This window comes from Actinomyces dentalis DSM 19115 (assembly GCF_000429225.1).
In the GTDB taxonomy this organism is placed as follows: domain Bacteria; phylum Actinomycetota; class Actinomycetes; order Actinomycetales; family Actinomycetaceae; genus Actinomyces; species Actinomyces dentalis.
Map to the genome: position 1 here is coordinate 1 of NZ_AUBL01000091.1, position 2,379 is coordinate 2,379.

1 rRNA gene is annotated in these 2,379 nt (G+C 68.2%); it reads left to right on the forward strand.

The window, feature by feature from the left end:
- Window positions 1-341: 341 nt before the first annotated feature.
- A 23S ribosomal RNA gene (locus G446_RS19580) occupies window positions 342-2,379 on the forward strand; the annotation flags it as partial.

Below are 2,379 nucleotides of genomic sequence, written 5' to 3' on the forward strand. Positions count from 1 at the left end.
GTGGGGGGCGTGGCATGCTGTCGGGTTCTGGGGCGGTGCGCCCTGGTGTCCGGGCCCCTTGGGCCCCTCCTGCTTGGGTGGGGTCGGGGGTTGTGGGCGGGTTGGTTGTGAACTGCATAGTGGACGCGAGCATCTGCGGGCGGCCGCGGTATCGTTAATTGTGCTGCTGGTCGCCCGTTTGTTTGTTTTTTTGTTTGGTTCGTCGTGCGGCGCGCGCCGGTGTGGTGCGCGTCGCGCGTGCGCCGCAGTGGCGCGGTGATCGTCGTGGCCGGGCGCGGTTGGCGCGTCGTGGTCGTGTGGCGGTCTCGCGCGCTGCGTTGTGCCGTGTGTTGTGTTGTGTGTTGTTCGTTTTTATGAGCGTTCGGTGGATGCCTTGGCATCGGGGGCCGATGAAGGACGCGGTGGCCTGCGATATTCCTCGGGGAGCCGGCTTGCGGGCTGTGATCCGAGGGTTTCCGAATGGGGGGACCCGGCGCCCGTTGTGGGGCGTCACCCGCGTCTGAATGTCATAGGGCGCGGGGGGTGACGCGGGGAAGTGAAACATCTCAGTACCCGCAGGAGTGGATATTCCGTGAGTAGTGGCGAGCGGAAGCGGATGATGGTTAAACCGTGCGCGTGCGATCACCCGGCGGGGGTTGCGCGCGCGGTGTTGTTGGGGCGCGTTCTTCCCGTCGCCGCCGCGGCGGGGCGCAGTGCATTGAACCGGTCGGGTAGCCGAATCCCCTGGGATGGGGGGCCGCAGCGGGTGACAGCCCCGTAGGCGGAACCCGGCGGGCTGCGCGGGCGCGGCCCCCAGTAGCACGGGGCCCGTGGAATCCTGTGTGAATCTGCCGAGACCACTCGGCCGCCTGAATACCTCCCGATGACCGATAGCGGACGAGTACCGTGAGGGAATGGTGAAAAGTACCCCGGGAGGGGAGTGAAACAGTACCTGAAACCGGGCGCTCACGAGCCGTCAGAGCCTCCTTGTCCGCTCCTCGGGCCGTGTGTCCGGGGGGCGGGGGGTGATGGCGTGCCTATTGAAGAATGAGCCTGCGAGTCGCCGCCGCGTCGCGAGGTTAACCCGTGTGGGGGAGCCGTAGCGACAGCGAGTCCGAATGGGGCGCCCAGTGGCGCGGCGCGGACCCGAAGCGGGGTGATCTACCCATGGCCAGGTTGAAGCACGTGTAAGAGCGTGTGGAGGACCGCACCCGCCTCAGTTGAAAATGGGGGGGATGAGCTGTGGGTAGGGGTGAAAGGCCAATCAAACCCCGTGATAGCTGGTTCTCCCCGAAATGCATTTGGGTGCAGCGTCCCGTGCTCCCCGGCGGAGGTAGAGCTACCGGTTGGCTGATGGGCCCCACAGGGTTACTGGCGTCAGCCGAACTCCGAATGCCGTCGGGCGGTGAGCGGGGCAGTGAGACCGCGGGGGATAAGCTTCGCGGTCGAGAGGGGAACAGCCCGGATCGCCGGCTAAGGCCCCCAAGCGCGCGCTAAGTGGGAAAGGATGTGCGGTCGCGGTGACAACCAGGAGGTTGGCTCAGAAGCAGCCATCCTTGAAAGAGTGCGTAATAGCTCACTGGTCAAGTGGTCGTGCGCCGACAATTGAGCGGGGCTCAAGCGCGCCGCCGAAGCCGCGGATCCGCCGCGATGGGCTCTGCCGCCCCCTGTGGGGGGGTGGTGGGGCGCGGCGGGTGGTAGGGGAGCGTCCCGCGCGGGGTGAAGCCGTCGGGTGACCGGGGGTGGACGGCGCGGGAGTGAGAATGCAGGCATGAGTAGCGATACTGGGGTGGGAGTCCCCAGCGCCGTATGACCAAGGGTTCCAGGGCCAGGCTGGTCCGCCCTGGGTGAGTCGGGACCTAAGGCGAGGCCGACGGGCGTAGTCGATGGATGACGGGTTGATATTCCCGTACCGGACCGGATACCGACCGTGCCGACGCGCGGGTGCTGACCCACGCCCCGCGCCGCCCGTGTACGCCCCCGCGTCCCGGTCTTCGGGCCGGGCGGGGGCGGGGCGGCGGGGGTCTGGGGACCCTCCGCGCAGGTAGGCAAGCGTATTAACAGGGGTGACGCGCAGTGGTGGCCCCGCGGGTCTGATGGCTCGGCCCGTTCAAGCGCGCGGCCCGCCGCCCAGGCAAATCCGGGCGGCTGCCTTCGATGGCGGGGGTGAGGCGCGATGGTGACCCGGCCCGGTGGGGCCGGGGAAGTAGGGTGATCCTGTGGCGCCGAGAAAAGCCTCGACGCGAGGGGCCGGTCCGCCCGTACCCCAAACCGACACAGGTGGTCGGGCAGAGCATGCCCAGGCGCACGGGCGAACCGTGGTGAAGGAACTCGGCAAAACGCCCCCGTAACTTCGGGAGAAGGGGGGCCCGAACCCTGAAACGGCTGGCCCGTTGGGGG